The sequence below is a fragment of the uncultured Aquimarina sp. genome, from assembly GCF_947495315.1.
Lineage (GTDB): Bacteria > Bacteroidota > Bacteroidia > Flavobacteriales > Flavobacteriaceae > Aquimarina.
Window position 1 is genome coordinate 784,248 of record NZ_CANLYD010000001.1, and the last position, 16,853, is coordinate 801,100.

General features: G+C 32.9%; 13 protein-coding genes. 9 read left to right on the top strand and 4 right to left on the bottom strand.

From position 1 onward, the window contains the following. The first annotated feature begins 153 nt into the window (after window positions 1-153). The 7 genes from Q0910_RS03170 to Q0910_RS03200 all read left to right on the top strand — a co-directional run bounded on the left by Q0910_RS03170 (window position 154) and on the right by Q0910_RS03200 (window position 6,582). Window positions 154-516, top strand: coding sequence for a BlaI/MecI/CopY family transcriptional regulator (locus tag Q0910_RS03170; RefSeq protein WP_299212506.1), 363 nt, complete (start codon window positions 154-156; stop codon window positions 514-516). A 120-nt stretch (window positions 517-636) separates the two neighbouring features. Then, window positions 637-1,821 carry a TlpA disulfide reductase family protein gene (locus Q0910_RS03175; protein ID WP_299212508.1) on the top strand — a complete coding sequence of 395 codons (1,185 nt, stop codon included), beginning with the start codon at window positions 637-639 and terminating at the stop codon, window positions 1,819-1,821. Window positions 1,822-1,880: 59 nt separating this feature from the next. Further along, complete coding sequence (locus Q0910_RS03180; protein ID WP_299212510.1) at window positions 1,881-3,560, top strand: M56 family metallopeptidase; 1,680 nt, start codon at window positions 1,881-1,883, stop codon at window positions 3,558-3,560. Between the two features lie 75 nt (window positions 3,561-3,635). Next, on the top strand, window positions 3,636-4,814 hold the full coding sequence (locus tag Q0910_RS03185; protein ID WP_299212512.1) for a TlpA disulfide reductase family protein: 1,179 nt from the start codon (window positions 3,636-3,638) through the stop codon (window positions 4,812-4,814). Between the two features lie 41 nt (window positions 4,815-4,855). Beyond that, window positions 4,856-5,143: a DUF4369 domain-containing protein gene (locus tag Q0910_RS03190; RefSeq protein ID WP_299212514.1), complete on the top strand. Its 288-nt coding sequence runs from the start codon at window positions 4,856-4,858 to the stop codon at window positions 5,141-5,143. A 135-nt stretch (window positions 5,144-5,278) separates the two neighbouring features. Then, the gene (locus Q0910_RS03195; protein WP_299212516.1) at window positions 5,279-5,992 is read left to right on the top strand and encodes a TlpA disulfide reductase family protein; all 714 of its coding nucleotides are present in this window, start codon (window positions 5,279-5,281) and stop codon (window positions 5,990-5,992) included. A gap of 251 nt (window positions 5,993-6,243) precedes the next feature. Continuing rightward, on the top strand, window positions 6,244-6,582 hold the full coding sequence (locus Q0910_RS03200; RefSeq protein WP_299212518.1) for a DUF4870 domain-containing protein: 339 nt from the start codon (window positions 6,244-6,246) through the stop codon (window positions 6,580-6,582). A gap of 85 nt (window positions 6,583-6,667) precedes the next feature. On the opposite strand, the gene Q0910_RS03205 is transcribed toward Q0910_RS03200, so the two are convergent. Both Q0910_RS03205 and Q0910_RS03210 read right to left on the bottom strand, forming a co-directional pair. Next, window positions 6,668-7,954 carry an ammonium transporter gene (locus tag Q0910_RS03205; RefSeq protein ID WP_299212520.1) on the bottom strand — a complete coding sequence of 429 codons (1,287 nt, stop codon included), beginning with the start codon at window positions 7,952-7,954 and terminating at the stop codon, window positions 6,668-6,670. Between the two features lie 38 nt (window positions 7,955-7,992). Next, window positions 7,993-8,331: a P-II family nitrogen regulator gene (locus Q0910_RS03210; RefSeq protein WP_299212522.1), complete on the bottom strand. Its 339-nt coding sequence runs from the start codon at window positions 8,329-8,331 to the stop codon at window positions 7,993-7,995. A gap of 435 nt (window positions 8,332-8,766) precedes the next feature. Here Q0910_RS03210 and gltB point away from each other — a divergent pair, with 435 nt between their 5' ends. Together gltB and Q0910_RS03220 are read left to right on the top strand one after the other, a co-directional pair. Further along, window positions 8,767-13,266: a glutamate synthase large subunit gene (gene gltB / locus Q0910_RS03215; protein ID WP_299212523.1), complete on the top strand. Its 4,500-nt coding sequence runs from the start codon at window positions 8,767-8,769 to the stop codon at window positions 13,264-13,266. Window positions 13,267-13,278: 12 nt separating this feature from the next. Further along, complete coding sequence (locus tag Q0910_RS03220) at window positions 13,279-14,742, top strand: glutamate synthase subunit beta (RefSeq protein WP_299212525.1); 1,464 nt, start codon at window positions 13,279-13,281, stop codon at window positions 14,740-14,742. A 117-nt stretch (window positions 14,743-14,859) separates the two neighbouring features. On the opposite strand, the gene Q0910_RS03225 is transcribed toward Q0910_RS03220, so the two are convergent. Together Q0910_RS03225 and Q0910_RS03230 are read right to left on the bottom strand one after the other, a co-directional pair. Beyond that, window positions 14,860-15,594: a LytTR family DNA-binding domain-containing protein gene (locus Q0910_RS03225; protein WP_299212527.1), complete on the bottom strand. Its 735-nt coding sequence runs from the start codon at window positions 15,592-15,594 to the stop codon at window positions 14,860-14,862. A gap of 11 nt (window positions 15,595-15,605) precedes the next feature. Beyond that, window positions 15,606-16,763: a histidine kinase gene (locus Q0910_RS03230; protein ID WP_299212529.1), complete on the bottom strand. Its 1,158-nt coding sequence runs from the start codon at window positions 16,761-16,763 to the stop codon at window positions 15,606-15,608. Window positions 16,764-16,853: the final 90 nt, after the last annotated feature.

Here is a 16,853-nt window from a genome sequence, read left to right on the forward strand (position 1 = left end):
TACATCAACAATAGAACTTAAATTTAGTTACGTTAAAAGCATCTCATTTTTGGAGGTGCTTTTTTTGATTTATGCCAAAAATATCTAGAAAAAGAACCAGTTATTTGTTTATTACGAATTCTTTCGTATGTTTGTTACGAAAATATTCGTAGAATGAAACCATACACAGATAAAGAGTTTGATATTTTGACTATTCTTTGGGAATTAGAAGAAGGTTCTGTTCAGGAAATTCATGAAAAACTTAATACTTCTAGCGGGTACACTACTACGTTGAAGTTAATGCAGATCATGTTTGATAAAGGACTCTTGGATAGGAGGAAAGAAGGTAAAAAACATATTTATATCCCTAAAGTAGATCAAAAGAAAGCACAAGTTTCGGGTATTAAGAAAATGATCAATGGACTTTTTGGTGGGTCGACACTTAGTTTCGCGCAAAGTTTTTTAGGTAATACAAAACCTACCAAAGAAGAATTAGAAGCTATTAAAGAAATGATCAAAAAAATGGAGGATGAATAAGATACCTCTTTATAATTTAATAGTCATTACTTATTAAAATGATTATATGCTTATGATTTTAAGCAACTAAAGAATATTCGAATCATTCCATATTAAAAAAATAGAAAACCAAAAGTAGGTATGAAACAAATTATCACTTTACTTATTGTCATAAACTTATATCCTGTATATGGACAGACCGATAGTGAAATATTAGATAAAACAATTGCAAAATTAGATGCTTTAACAACTATAAGGTACGATGTACGGATCGTGGCTTATTCAGAAGAGATAGCTGGTAATAATGGTACTCGCAGTGGCAAAGCGTATTTTGATTTTACCAACAAAGATACACTAGGCGGTTTTAGATATCAATTTGTATCAGATAGCAAGGAACAAGTGTTTAATGGAAAACAATGCTTTAATGTTGATTTTAAAGATGAAATGGTTTTATATAAAGATAATCCAAGTACATATGATATATATAATCCTATTCTTATATCAACCTCTATTTTTGAAGCAAAAGTTTTGTTACCGCAGTTAATAAGGGATAATACCATTGTTGTTACCCGTAAGAAGGATACGGTAATCAATACTATTGATTGTTATAAGTTTAATTTTTTAATACCTGATAAGTTTATTGATATAAATGCCGTACTTACAAAATTACCCAGCCCGAATAAGAAGACACACCTAAATTATCAAATAACAATATCAAAAAAAAGATATCTACCTATTGAAATAAAAACCGTTTCCCCAGATAATTTTGGATCTTTTACAGCCACTTTTGGTAATTGTAAAACGGGAATTACAAAAGAAGATTCTGTTTGGAGTTATGATCGGTTTTCTGATAAATATGCAATATTAGAAAAAGAGCAATACTATAAGAGTAAAAAAAACAAAATGACCAATATTATTGGGTCTGGAGCTCCTGATTTTACATTGCCTAACATAGACGGAGATATGGTTTCACTTTCTTCATTTAATTCTCAACTTACCTTACTCGAATTTTGGTTTCCTAATTGTGGTGCATGTGTGATTGCTGTACCTCATATTAATGAAATACAAAAAAAATACAAGGATAAAGGGTTAAAAGTCTATGGAATAGAATATACAGAATCCAGTAAGGAAAATTTAAAATCATACATAATAAAACAAAATATAGAATTCCCGATACTTTATGAAGGAAAGGATGTAGCCAAGTCATATGATGCATTTGCTGCTCCTACAATTTATTTGCTTAATAAAAAGAAAGAGATTGTATATGCTAGTATAGGATTAAAAAAGGAAGATCTCATTAAAGTAATTAATGATCGCCTTAAATAAATCATTTTACACGGATACTTATATAAAATTGAAGACTGTATATTCTAAAACTGAGAAAGATGCTTGAGATTGTGTATGGTAAATTGTTAGATTTCTTATTGGATTCAATCTGGATTGGAGGTGTGTTCTGGTTAGTTTTATGGGTTTCTTTGAAAGTAATCAATACCAGACACGCAAAAATACGATATCAGATATCATTATTGGTTTTCTTTGGTTTTTTTGTTGCATTAAGTATTATATCATTTGGGTATGACTCGATATATCAATCGTGGTTAAAACCCAAAGTCATGATCATAATGGTTGACTATAATGGAGGACATCAATCTATTAGTTTTGATATGATTGATAGAATTGAATTATTTTTTGTTACCAATAACTATTATATATGCATATGTTGGTTTTTAGTAACAATGATGTATCTGGTAAAACTATTTAACCAATCTAGAGCAATTAAAAGTATCCAAGAGACAGGGATTTCTGATTATGGTTTGGATGTCTTAAAAACTGAGTTGATTCATAAGTTAGGAATTAATAGAGAAGTTGTAATTAAGTTTATTAGAAATGGAAGTCATCCATTTACCACTGGATATTTTAAGCCTATAGTCTACTTTCCGATACAGGTATTGACTGGTTTTTCTTTAGAAGAATTAGAATTAATTCTTTTTCATGAATTAATTCATATACGAAGAAATGATTATCTAATTAATCTAATACAATTATGGATGGAGGCTATCTTCTTTTTTAATCCTTTTGTAAGACATATTTCTAAAATAGTTAAGAATGAAAGAGAAGCTTCTTGTGACTATAATGTGATTAATGAAGGGTATTCTAAACTAATGTATGCTAAAACTTTAGAGCGCTCATACCAATTGCATTATGACTTGGCACTTAGTTTCGGTAGTCAAAATGTGTTTTCTAGAATCAAAAATCTTACATGGTTTCAAACGTCCAGCCATAAACAGCATAAGTATCAAAGCGTATTTCTTGGATTATTCGTAATAGGTTTTACTTTTATGACATTAGGTTTTGGTGTTTCTACAAAAAACAACCTTTCTAAAAAAGTTTTAACCAAAGATGTAGCTGTGTATCCAAGAATTTATTTCAACGCAGATACTGTGATTTATCAAGTTGATGACCATAGACATTTACATTTATATTGTGAGACAGAATATTCGTATTACGAAGATGGAGTTTTAAAAAGTGAAGAAGAGTTGCAGGCTAATTTTGAAATTAAAAAAGTGGATAATGGCGAGTACATTGATATCACTCATATAGATAAAACCACCGGTAAAATAATCAGTAAATCCAGTAAGATAAAAGATAATTCTGATTGGGTTAATTTGCAAGTAGCATTAAGCGAATATTGTGGAGTTCCCTCTGATGATATAATGTGGGGTATTCAATATGCGATGTTAGGTGATATTTATTTATTTGATGAAAAATTACCAACAGATTTGCAGAAAAAATATAAACAAAAACACCCTAATGCTTTTCCAAAATCCATACTAACTTCTGAGGATATTACTTTTCTCAAACAAATGGTGTATGAATTACAAAAGGATAATTTAGTAGATCCTGATTATGAGAAGACACAAGTAGTGTTTAATCCAAAACCTGGTGGGATATTGTTACTAAACAATATTCCTCTTTCCAAAAAACATGCAGAAAAATATTATATCTACTTAAAACAAACATCCGGAAAGTTTTTTTATGAAGGAGCTACGTATCGTATAAAATAACTTTTGAAACATTAATACAATCAGTCAATTAAATTACGAATAGAATCAAATAATTAAAATGAAAATCAATCAAAAATGAAGAAACTAATCTTATTAGTTGTTGTCAGCTTATTTTACAGTTGTAATCAAACTGATAAAGAAATCCTTGAAGAAACTATAGAGAAATTAAATATTCTAGAAACTTTAGAGTATAACACACGAGTCATATTTCTTCCTAAAACGGATGATAGAAATAATATTTTTATAGCGAATTGTTACTACGATTTCACTAGTAAAGACAGCTTATTAGGAGCTAAGTACCATTTTGTTTCTAAAGATGGTGATGAACAGGTTTTTGATGGTGAAAAAATGTTTTACTCATCGGCAAAAGAAGAAAGAGTTTTGTATGAAAATGTACCTAAGGACTATCAAGTAAAAAGTTCGATTTATGGGTTACGATCAATACTGGAAATCCGAAATGTTTTACCTGAATTACTTCAGGATGTTACAATCATGATTAAGAAAGAAGATACTATTGTAAATGACTTGATATGTTACAAATTTGATTTTGAAATTCCAGACAGGTATGTGTCACAGACAGGATTGGATAGAGTTCCGGATGATATGAAGAATTATATATTTAATTACCAATTAATCATCTCTAAAGAAAACAAGCTTCCTGTTTATGTGAAGACAAAAAATTCAGAAAGTGATCAAATCATTACTGCATCACTAAGCGATTTTAAAGTTCCGGCCAAAAGAGATGATATTGTATGGAGCTATAAAAGATTTCCTGAAGGATATTTAACTATGAGTGAGGGAGAATACTATAAAAGAAAAAGGATGAATATGGAAAGTAATATTGGAAAAAAAGCACCTGACTTTACTTTACCAACCCTTGCGGGAGATACGGTATCATTATCAAGATTAGAGAACAAGCTTACATTATTAGAATTTTGGTTTCCTAATTGTGGTGGATGTGTAGAAGCAGTTCCTCATATAAACGAAATGCAACAAAAGTATAAGGAAAAGGGGTTAGATATCTATGGAATTGAATTTACTAGACCTAATGATAAAGGGTTAAAGAAGTATGTTGAAAAGCAAAACATAGAGATACCTACTTTATATTTAGGTAAGGATACGGCCTCATCTTATGGCACTTCTGCAGCTCCAACTTTTGTTTTATTAAATGAACAAAAAGAGATCTTATACATACATATGGGATTAGAAAAGAAGGCTCTGATAAAAATGATAGAAGAGAACATAAAAGGATAAAATAACAGAACACACTAAAATTTATAAAACGAATGAACACTATGAAAAAAGTATTTTTACTAATGGGTGTATTAGCTCTTTTAGGATGTAATCAGGAACAAAAGGAGAAAGTCGAAGAAGGATTCGTGATCAACGGAAAAGTTACGAGTTTTAATGAAGGTACATTATTGTACCTGGATGATCCTGATACTCAAGCAAGGATTGATAGTGTAACCATAACAAACGGAGCATTTCAATTTAAAGGAAAAATTGAAGGCCCAAAACAATTAGTTATAAGTACTAAGTTTAATAACGAAGCACCTTCGGATCATAAGTATAGGTTCTTATGAGTAGATAACGGAGAGATTTCAATCCAATGAGATTTTAAAGATTTTAGATTCTCTAAAGTAGAAGGACTGGAACTTCATAACATTGATGAGGAACTTTCAAAATTGTTAAAACCATTTACAAAACAATTAGACAGCTTGTCAAATTTATATAATGCGGATGATGACCATAATAGATTGGTGTCTTCTAAAGTAAATGAAGTAATGAAATCAGAAGACAGTGCTATAATAAGTTTTATAAAGGAAAACCCCAATAATTACGTATCACTTTCTAGAGTAGGGTATTTAACAGATAAATTTTCAAAAGAAGAGTTGAGCGCCATTTATAATGCTTTGGATCAAAATCTTAAAGAAACTGAAGATGGAGAGGCTATTAAGCAATTTATGAATATTGATAAAATAATAGAAAAAGGAGATCAAATAGCAGATTTAAAAGGAGAGACTCTTTCTGGAGAAACAAAATCATTAGCAACTATAGTTAAGCAAAACAAATATACGATTCTTGATTTTTGGGCTGCAGGTTGCGGACCTTGTAGAATGCAAAGTAAACAGTATAGAGAATTACATAAGACATACAAAGAAAAAGGGTTGGTGATTGTAAGTTTTTCTTTAGATAAAAATCGTGAGCATTGGGAAAAAGCATCAGAGGAGGATAGTATTTCCTGGGTCAATATTTCAGATCTTAGGGGGAATGACGGTATTGCTCCCATGACCTATGGAATAAGAGGTATTCCTAATAGCTTTTTAATTAATCAGGAATGGAAAATAGTATCAGAATTTAATGGTTTTAATCCTAATCAAGCTCCTTTTCAGAATGAATTAGAAGAGTTTTTTGAAGAAAAATCTGAATAAACTAATAGTTCATATATTATAAAATGTCATTGGTATTAATGCTAATGACATTTTTTTGTTTAGTTATTTAAAGGTTTATAGACTAAAGAATTATAAAGGAGATTTTATCAGATGAGGTTATCAATAACCGGACGGAAAAAGTGGTGGTAAACTGTAACATTTCACTAATTATTTCGTCATATATATAAAGACTGCTAATTCTATTAGCAACTTTAAGCAATCATCAATCATCAATAAAAATCAAAGAAATCATGAGACAAGACAGATCATTACTCGTTATTACCCATTTATCACAGTTGTTAGACCTTGTAACTGGATTTGGAGGGTTTATAGTGCCATTAATACTATGGTTAACCCAGAGAGAACAGGTATTGGCAATGGATAATCACGGAAAATCAATTATGAATTTTCAGATTAGTATGTTTATCTATGCGGTAGTTTGTGTTCCATTAATATTATTATTTGGATTAGGAATTTTAGGATTAATTGTAATAGGTATCTTATGTTTAGTATTTCCTATAATTAATGCAATCAAAGCAAGTAATGGAGAAGAGCCATCGTATCCTTTATCTATGGAGATTATAAAGTAATAATACTTGCATAAATTAAATAAAGGGGTATATGAAAACATCATATACCCCCTTTCTTAAACTCTATTTCAATATGAGTAATCTATTAGCTATCCTCTCCATAAGCAGAAACACCATGCTCATGTAAGTCTAAACCATCAATTTCTTCTTTTTCAGATACACGCAGTCCAATAGTTTTCTTCAGAATAAAAAGTACTACAAAACTTGCTAGAACAGCCCATCCAATCATAGATAATGAACCAAGTGTCTGAACACCTAATTGTTTAAATCCGCCTCCGTATAACAATCCACCAGCAAAATCATCTCCTGGTAAAGCAAAAACACCTACAAGTACAGTTCCTAAAAAACCGCAAACACCATGTACAGAAATCGCTCCTACTGGATCATCAACTTTTAATTTTTTGTCTATAAATTCTATTGATAAAACTACTACTATACCAGAGATAATACCAATCACAGCAGCTCCTGCAGCACTAACATTACCGCATCCTGCAGTAATACCTACAAGACCTGCTAAACATCCATTTAAAGTCATAGAAATGTCTGGTTTCTTGTATTTTATCCAAGTAAAGAATAAAGCCGTTATGGAACCTAAAGCTGCAGCTAAGTTTGTATTTATAATGACACTACCTACTGCAATAGAATCACTGCCACCAAATGCAAGTTGAGAACCTCCATTAAATCCGAACCATCCTAACCAAAGAATAAGCACACCTAATGCTCCTAATATCATATTATGTCCAGGAATAACGTTTATTTTACCGTTGTCATATTTTCCGATTCTTGGTCCAATTAATATTGCAGCTACTAATCCAGCAAATCCCCCTACAGCGTGAACTATGGTTGATCCAGCAAAATCAATAAATCCAAGATTGTTTAACCAAGCTTTGTCATCAAATGGCCATAACCAGCTTCCAGAAATAGGATAAATAATTGTCGTTAATACGGCTGAGAAAATAAGATAAGTCGAGAATTTTGTTCTTCCCGCTACAGCTCCTGATACTATAGTCGCTGCTGTAGCACAAAATACAGTTTGAAAAAATAAGTTATGCCAGTCGTCTTGTTTAAAAAATGCGAGATCAAAAGGATCTCTCATAAAGCCCCCTAAAATTGTATCTCCTCCATACATAATTGAGTATCCCACTACCCAGAACATTAAAGAACCGACAGCAAGATCCATAAAGTTCTTCATAACAATATTACCAGCATTTTTAGAGCGGGTAAATCCTGTTTCAACCAAAGTGAAGCCTGCCTGCATAAAAAATACTAAAATAGCAGCAATAAGAATCCACAAAATACTTAGATCTGCATTAACGCCATCTACAGCAGCCTTAACTGCCTCTTGTACTTCTTGTTGTTGTATATTGTTCATAAATTTTTAGTTTTTAAGTTGATCATTTTTTTAATAAATTAAGATAAGGTTATTCCACCTTTCTCAGAAGTACGTATTCTGTAAGCTTCTTTAATGTCAGATACAAAGATCTTTCCATCACCGACCTCACCTGTTTTTGCTGCTTCTAGGATTGCTGAGATTGCAATTTCTTCGAAATCATCATTTACTATTATTGATAAATAACGTCTCTGGATATCAGTAGTGCTGTAAGATATACCTCTATAAACACTTCCTTTCTGTTCGTTACCAACTCCAGTAACATCCCAATAAGAAAAGAATGTGATGCCTTTGTCATGCAAAGCTTCTTTTACAACACGATATTTTGATCTCCTGATGATTGCTTCTATTTTCTTCATAAAGATTAAAAGTTAAAATTAATGTTAAATCTGTCTCAAAAATATGTGAATTACTTTTTAGCCGCCAAATTTTAGTGGGTAAACTAGGTATTTTTATCATTTTTAAATATTTACCCCCTAAAAAATTGGGGGTATGTATTTTTTAAAGAAATAAATAAGGATTTCGCAGTAACGTATTACAATTTTTTTACGAAAACGTTTTCATTGATGTTTTTCATAGCTAAATTGCTGTAATCCCTTATGTTATTTGAGTTTTTTTAAGAAAAACACGTTATTGAATTCGTAATTAGAAGTCGTTATTTTGTGATTATTTTATTGAAACTTGTGTTTTTTTAAAGAGCTAAGAAAAGTAATCCTGAAAGCTCTGTTTTTCTTTTTCCTTCCTTAAGGTTTTGTTAATTTCAACAACTCGAAACACTTTAGATCGGAAATAATATGAAGAAACAAGGAATGTATCTGCCAGAATTCGAACACGACGCATGTGGTGCCGGATTTATTTGTAGCTTAGAAGGAAAAAAGTCTAATGATATTATTCATAAGGCACTTGAGATTCTGGAGAAATTAGAACATCGTGGAGCAGTAAGTTCAGATGGAAAAACCGGAGATGGAGCTGGAATACTTATAGATATCCCTCACGATTTCTTTGTTGAGAATTGTACATTTGATTTACCTGAAGCAGGGCAATATGCTGTAAGTAATGTATTCTTACCTAAAAAGGAAAATCAGAGAGAATACTGCATGGATACCTTCGAAAAAAGTATTGCCGATCAAGGTCTTGTACTTTTAGGATGGAGAGATGTTCCTGTAGATACAGTTCATTTAGGTGAAATAGCTGCTACGACAGAACCTTTTATTAAGCAAATATTTATAGGTAAAAATACTAAAGAACAAAGCTATTTTGATTTTAATTTAAAATTGTTCACTGCAAGAAAAGCTACAGAACACGAAATATACAGTTCTAAATTATCAGAAAACAAGTTTTTCTATCTACCTAGTTTATCTACAAAAACTTTAATATTTAAAGGTCTTTTGATGCCAGAAGACATTAAATTATACTACACGGATCTTATGGATCCGAAAGTAGTGACTAGATTGGCTTTAGTGCATCAGCGTTTTTCGACCAACACGTTTCCTACTTGGGATCTGGCTCAGCCTTTCCGATATATGTGTCATAATGGAGAGATTAATACCTTAAGAGGTAATGTGACCAGAATGAGATCTAGAGAAGAATTATTAGAGAGCAACTGGTTTGGTGAGGATATTAAAAAAGTATTACCGGTCGTTCTGAAAGGAAAATCAGATTCTGCATCAATGGATATGGTAGTAGAATTATTATTGATGACAGGTAGGTCTTTGCCAGAGGTGATGATGATGATGGTGCCAGAAGCCTGGGAGAAGAATCCGGAAATGTCTGAAGCCAAGAAAGCATTCTATGAATATAATTCTTGTGCAATGGAACCTTGGGATGGCCCTGCATCGATTCCATTTACAGATGGGAACTATATTGGAGCTGTATTAGATAGAAATGGATTAAGACCATCTAGATATACTGTGACAAAAGATGGATACGTAATTATGTCTTCTGAAACAGGAGTAGTAGATATTGAACCAAGTAATCTGGAGTTTCACGGTCGTCTCGAACCAGGGAAGATGTTCCTGGTAAATATGGACGAAGGTCGAATTATTAATGACGAAGAAATTAAAGAAGAAATAGCAGCCAAACATCCTTATAGAGAATGGATAGACGATAATTTAGTGCACCTAAAGGATATTCCTTATAATGATTGTCCATTATTTTTAGGAGAAGAAACAATTGGTAAACGTAAAGAGGTGTTTGGTTATACTCAGGAAGATATAGATACGATTATTGTTCCGATGAGTCAATTAGCAAAAGAACCTATAGGATCTATGGGGTCAGATACTCCAATTGCAGTACTTTCCGAAAGATCACAGTTGATCTATAATTACTTTAAGCAGTTATTTGCTCAGGTAACGAATCCTCCCTTAGATGGAATCCGTGAGGAATTGATTACAGATATCAGCCTTACATTAGGAGCAGATCATAATATTTTCAATATTAATGAAAAACACTGTAATAAATTAAAAATCCAGAATCCTGTTATTTCAAAAGAGGATTTAGATAAAATCAAAACATATGCAGATAAAGGTTTTAAGGCAACTTCTGTTTCTATGTTATATAATATCAACAGAGGACTTAATGGATTAGAAGATGCTTTGGAAGATACTTTAAATAAAGTTTCAGAAGCGATTGATGAAGGGAGTAATATCATTATACTTTCGGATAGAAATATAAGTAAGCACAGAGCTCCGATTCCTGCATTGTTAGCTTGTTCTTTTGTTAATAGTGGATTACAGAAATTAGGAAAGCGTTCTCAGGTGAGTATTATCATTGAATCAGCAGAACCAAGAGAAGTACATCATTTTGCATTACTATTTGGATATGGTGCCAGCGCCATCAATCCATATATGGTAAATGAAATAATAAAAGAACAGATTGAAGATAAAAATATTACCGACTTAGAAGCATTAGAAGCGGTAAACAATTATAATAAAGCTGTAGGTAAAGGAGTGCTGAAGGTAATGAACAAAATAGGGATCTCTACCTTGAATTCGTACCGTAGCTCTCAACTTTTCGAATGTATTGGTATAAATACCAAAGTGGTAGATAAATACTTCCCAAATACGGCAACACGTATTCAGGGTATAGGGTTATATGAAATAGAGAAAGAAATAGCTAAGCGTCACAAAAGAGCTTATATAGAGAGAGAAGTAGATGCGACATTAGATTTAGAAATAGGAGGTCAGTATAGATGGAGACGTAATGGAGAGAAACATCAGTTTAATCCATTATCAGTAGCTAAACTTCAGAAATCTGTTAGGGATAACGATCCTGAAACCTATAAGGAATATGCAAGTTTGATCAATGAACAGTCTAAAAATCTAATGACGATTCGTGGATTACTAGAATTCTCTAATTATGATCCAATTCCATTAGATGAGGTAGAACCTTGGACAGAAATTGTAAAACGTTTTAAAACCGGAGCAATGTCTTATGGATCTATTAGTAAGGAAGCACATGAGAATCTAGCGGTTGCGATGAACCGAATTGGCGGTAAGAGTAACTCTGGAGAAGGAGGAGAAAATCCATTGCGTTTTTATAAAGATGTAAATGGAGATTGGAAAAATAGTGCTATTAAGCAAGTTGCTTCTGGTCGATTTGGAGTTTCTTCAAATTATTTAACAAATGCTGCCGAGATACAAATAAAAATGGCTCAAGGAGCTAAACCTGGAGAAGGAGGACAGTTGCCAGGACCAAAAGTAAATCCTGAAATTGCCAAAACTCGTAACTCTACTCCATATGTTGGATTAATTTCTCCACCACCACATCACGATATTTATTCTATTGAAGATTTATCACAGTTGATTTATGATTTAAAATCAGCAAACCGATCTGCTAGAATTAATGTGAAATTAGTGTCAGAAGTAGGAGTGGGAACAGTCGCTGCAGGTGTTGCCAAAGCAAAGGCAGATGTTGTATTGATTTCTGGTTTTGACGGAGGAACAGGAGCATCACCATTAACTTCATTAAAACATGCAGGTTTACCTTGGGAATTAGGAATTGCCGAAGCACAACAAACACTTGTAGGTAATAATCTTAGAAGCCGAATTGTTTTGGAATGTGATGGACAGTTAAAAACAGGTCGCGATGTAGCAGTAGCTTGTTTATTAGGAGCAGAAGAATTTGGTTTTGCCACAGCACCTTTAGTAGCATCTGGATGTGTGATGATGCGTGTTTGTCATTTAAATACATGTCCAGTGGGTATTGCAACTCAGAATCCTGAATTACGTAAGAAATTTAAAGGAAAACCGGAACACGTAGTAAATTATATGTATTTCGTTGCTCAGGAACTGAGAGAGATTATGGCACAACTTGGTTTCAGAACTATCAATGAAATGGTAGGTCAAGTACATAAGTTAGATCGTAAGCAAGCTATAGAACATTATAAAACTGCTGGAGTAGATCTTTCGCCAATCCTACATAAGGTAGAAGCTCCAGAAGGAGTAGAAGTATACAATTCAGAAACGCAAGATCACTGTCTTGGAAAATCAATAGATTTCGAAATTATAGAACAAGCACATCAGGCATTGTTCAGAAAGGAGAAGACCACACTAGATTTTGATATTACCAATACAGATAGAGCAGTAGGAGCAATTCTTAGTAATGAGATATCTAAAATATACGGAGCACAAGGATTACCGGATAGCACGCTGAAATTGAATTTTACAGGAGCCGCTGGACAAAGTTTTGGAGCATTTGCTACTAAAGGATTGACTATGGTAGTAAATGGTAATACTAATGATTATCTGGGCAAAGGACTGTCTGGAGCTAAGCTAATTATCAAAGTGCCTGATGAAGCTACTTTAGTGCCTGAAGAGAATGTAATTACTGGTAACGTTACTTTATACGGCGCTACAGATGGAGAGGTATATATTAATGGAAAAGCAGGAGAACGATTCTGTGTTCGTAACTCTGGAGCCAAAGCAGTTGTAGAAGGTATCGGAGACCACGGATGTGAATATATGACTGGTGGAGTTGCTGTGATCCTAGGAGAAGTGGGTAGAAACTTCGGAGCAGGTATGTCTGGAGGTATTGCGTACATCTATGATGATAAAAAGACATTCGAAGCGCATTGTAATAAAGAAGCATTAAATCTGGATCCGGTAGAAATACCAGAAGATGTGATCGAATTAAAAGAGTTGATAGAATCACATTACAATGCAACTTTAAGTCCATTGGCGCAAAGAATTCTGGAGAATTGGGAAAATGAATTACCAAAATTCATCAAGATCTTCCCAGAAGAGTATAAGCAGGCTTTAAAACGATTAGAAGAAGAAAAATTAGCACAAGCATAAACGATAAGAAACATGGGAAAGATAACTGGATTTTTAGAATTTGAAAGAGAGATAGAACAGTACCAGCCTGTTAAAGATCGTATAAAAGGATACAATGAGTTTACTGTACCTATGGAGGAAAGTAAACTAAAAAATCAAGGAGCAAGATGTATGGATTGCGGAATCCCATTTTGTCATAGTGGATGTCCGTTAGGAAATCTGATTCCTGATTTTAATGATGCTGTATACCGAGGTAAATGGGAAAAAGCGGCTAGTATATTACATTCTACAAATAACTTCCCTGAATTTACTGGGAGATTATGTCCTGCTCCTTGCGAAGAAGCTTGTGTCCTTGGAATTAATGAGGATCCTGTGACGATAGAAAATATAGAAAAGAATATAGTAGAACAAGCTTTTGAAAATGGATGGGTAAAAGCGAACCCGCCAAGAGAGAGAACTGGTAAAACTGTCGCTGTAATTGGATCAGGACCTGCCGGACTAGCAACAGCACAACAATTGAATCGAGCGGGACATTTAGTAACTGTTTTCGAAAGAGATGAAAAAGTAGGAGGGTTGTTACGTTATGGAATTCCAGACTTCAAGATGGAAAAGAATGTGATTGATCGTCGTGTTACCGTTTTAGAAGAAGAAGGTATTGTGTTTAAGACAAATACTGCTATAGGAAAGGATATTAAAGCGGATCAATTAAAGGCAGAGTATGATGCAGTAGTATTGTGTACAGGAGCAACAGTACGTCGTAACTTACCGGTAAAAGGATCTGATCTAAAAGGAGTGGTTCAGGCTATGGATTTCTTACCGCAAAACAATAGAAGAGTAGATGGCATAAAAGAGCTGGGCGAAGAAATTTTGGCAACTGGTAAGGATGTGATTGTAATTGGAGGAGGAGATACAGGATCTGATTGTATTGGTACATCGGTGCGTCACGGAGCTACCTCGGTAACGAATTTCGAAATTATGGGTAAAGGTACAATAGAACGCCCTGCCAATCAGCCTTGGCCATTTTGGCCTATGCGTTTACGTACGAGCTCTTCTCATCAAGAAGGAGCAGAACGTAACTGGAGTATTTCTACCAAAGAGTTTTTAGGAGATGAAAAGGGTAATCTTAGGGGGTTAATAACGTCAGAAGTTGAATGGGTAAAAGAAAATGGTCGTTTTACATTAAAAGAAATTCCTGATACAGAGAAAGAATGGAAATGTGAGCTAGCTTTATTAGCGATGGGATTCACCGGATCTGAGCCAACAATTGCAGAGCAATTAGGAATTGATATGGATACCAGAACAAATATAAAAGCTACTGAGGATGACTATGCCACCAATGTAAAAGGTGTTTTTGCTGCGGGGGATACTCGTAGAGGACAATCATTAATTGTTTGGGCAATAGCAGAAGGCAGACAAGCAGCATATCATATAGATACGTATTTAATGGGGAGCTCTAATTTACCTCTTAAAGGGGATGGAGATTTGCCAAGAGTATAGGATTTAGATCCATAAGGTTTTAAAAACCTCAAAAATTTTTTAGATGTTAAGAATAAGCTGCTAACTTTCGAATTAGCAGCTTTTTTATATACTACCGTTATTTATTTGGAATAAGAATTACTTCTTTAATATTCTGTCATTAACTATTTTTTCCATAATAGAAGTTCTATAGTTACGTCCTAATGGAATATAATGTGAACCAATTGTTATTCCTTCTGTTTCAATAGCTTCAATTTTGCGAAGACAAACAATAAAAGATTTATGGACTTGCATAAAAATATCCGAATCTAACTGTTTAGCGACTTCTTTAAGAGGGATTAAAGAGAGATGTTTCTTTCCATCAGTAGTATGAAAAGCAACATAGTTTTGCATAGATTTGATGAATAAGATATCATCAATATATATTTTTTTATAAGTACTCTCACATTTTATAAAAACATGATCCGATCCTGAAGTATCCTGATTCTGAGTTACACTAGTTTTACTTTGTGTCAAAAGATACTGCTCTTTTACTTTACAAACAGCTTTAAAAAAACGAGTAAACGTAATTGGTTTTAATAAATAGTCCATTACGTCTAAATCAAATCCATCCAAGGCATAGTTAGGAAAAGCAGTTGTGATTATAACCATTGGTCGAGATTTCATAGATTTTAAAAACTCTATTCCATTCATTCTTGGCATCTGAATATCTAGAAAAAGTAAGTCCGCTTGATGAGCATTCTTGATCTTATTTATTTCCAAAGGATTATTACAAGATCCTTGCAGTTCCAGAAAATCTACTTCGTTTATATAATTAGAAACACATTCTCTTGCTAAAGGCTCGTCATCAATTACAATACATTTTAAAACCATGATTTCTTTTTTTAAGATTGTAATGAAGTTAAAGGTGCAATAGGTAGTTCTGATAGAGTAGGAGCTCCATTCAATGTTACTTCTAGCCTTATCTTATAGATACCTTCCGTTTTTTTTATAGACAGTTCGTATTGGTCGTGATATACTAAATCTAATCTTCTCTGAACATTTTTTAAGCCTATTCCACTATTTTTCATCAAGTCATCAGAATTGTCATCATAATGAATGATAGTATTTGCAACTTCAAATAAGATTTTTTCATTTGAAAAATGAAAATTTATAGAAATCCAATTTTTTTGATGAGCACCTTGTGACACGTGTTTGAAAGCATTTTCCACAAAAGGCATTAAAATAAAAGGGGCTACAGAAACATTACCATAGATTTGATCTTCGATGTTAGTAATTACCTTTACAGTGTTGTCAAGTCTTAGTTTTCCTAAATCAATAAAATTCTGAAGATAATTTATTTCCTTATTTAAAGGGATTTTGGACTCATTGCATTCATATAATTGATAACGCATAAGATCCGAAAAATTGGCTAGTGATTCTGAAGCCATATCTGGATTTTTATGAATCAATACAAAAATCGAATTGATCGTATTGAACAAAAAATGAGGATTGAATTGAGACTTCAAAAATTTAAGTTCTGTTTCTACTTTTTCTTTTTCTAATAACTGCTGTCGTTGCTGTGATTTAATCCAGTTTTTTGCCAGTTTAATACTCATTGCGAGTGTCATACTCGCTAATGTAGATGACAAAGGACTTGATTTTACTAATTTTGTAAAGGTTTGATCACCAAACAATTCGTTGAGGGTGGAGTTAGAAACATAGGCTGCAACGAAATATCCTGAAGTAATTATCAATACCGTAATTAATATAGTTAAACCCAAAAAAAAGAGATACGTGAGGTATTTTCTTTTTTCTAGAAACTTGGGAATTAAATAATACAAATTGAAATAAACCGCCGCTGCCTGAAAAACAAAATAGAATAGAAATTTCACATTATAAGGCGAAAAGAAAATATTATAAGCAGCTTCTTTAATACTACCAATGCCAATTGCCCACCACATATAATGATACACAAACCAAAAAAGAAGGTGATGCGCTTTGTAGCGATATAAACCGATAAGTAATTTAGAATTCTTTATAGCATCCAATTCTATCTGCATAAAACGTAGTATTTAAGACCAAGTAAAATAAGAAAATAGTTTTGAAACACATACAGTAGCTTTGATTTATTGACGAATGTATTCAAATTA

Excerpts from the sequence above, each read along its gene's own strand:
- Q0910_RS03225 (WP_299212527.1), bottom strand. The coding sequence starts at position 15,594 with ATGGTTTTAAAATGTATTGTAATTGATGACGAGCCTTTAGCAAGAGAA.
- Q0910_RS03210 (WP_299212522.1), bottom strand. The coding sequence starts at position 8,331 with ATGAAGAAAATAGAAGCAATCATCAGGAGATCAAAATATCGTGTTGTA.
- gltB (WP_299212523.1), top strand. The coding sequence starts at position 8,767 with ATGAAGAAACAAGGAATGTATCTGCCAGAATTCGAACACGACGCATGT.
- Q0910_RS03200 (WP_299212518.1), top strand. The coding sequence starts at position 6,244 with ATGAGACAAGACAGATCATTACTCGTTATTACCCATTTATCACAGTTG.
- Q0910_RS03220 (WP_299212525.1), top strand. The coding sequence starts at position 13,279 with ATGGGAAAGATAACTGGATTTTTAGAATTTGAAAGAGAGATAGAACAG.
- Q0910_RS03175 (WP_299212508.1), top strand. The coding sequence starts at position 637 with ATGAAACAAATTATCACTTTACTTATTGTCATAAACTTATATCCTGTA.
- Q0910_RS03205 (WP_299212520.1), bottom strand. The coding sequence starts at position 7,954 with ATGAACAATATACAACAACAAGAAGTACAAGAGGCAGTTAAGGCTGCT.
- Q0910_RS03190 (WP_299212514.1), top strand. The coding sequence starts at position 4,856 with ATGAAAAAAGTATTTTTACTAATGGGTGTATTAGCTCTTTTAGGATGT.
- Q0910_RS03230 (WP_299212529.1), bottom strand. The coding sequence starts at position 16,763 with ATGCAGATAGAATTGGATGCTATAAAGAATTCTAAATTACTTATCGGT.
- Q0910_RS03170 (WP_299212506.1), top strand. The coding sequence starts at position 154 with ATGAAACCATACACAGATAAAGAGTTTGATATTTTGACTATTCTTTGG.
- Q0910_RS03185 (WP_299212512.1), top strand. The coding sequence starts at position 3,636 with ATGAAGAAACTAATCTTATTAGTTGTTGTCAGCTTATTTTACAGTTGT.
- Q0910_RS03180 (WP_299212510.1), top strand. The coding sequence starts at position 1,881 with ATGCTTGAGATTGTGTATGGTAAATTGTTAGATTTCTTATTGGATTCA.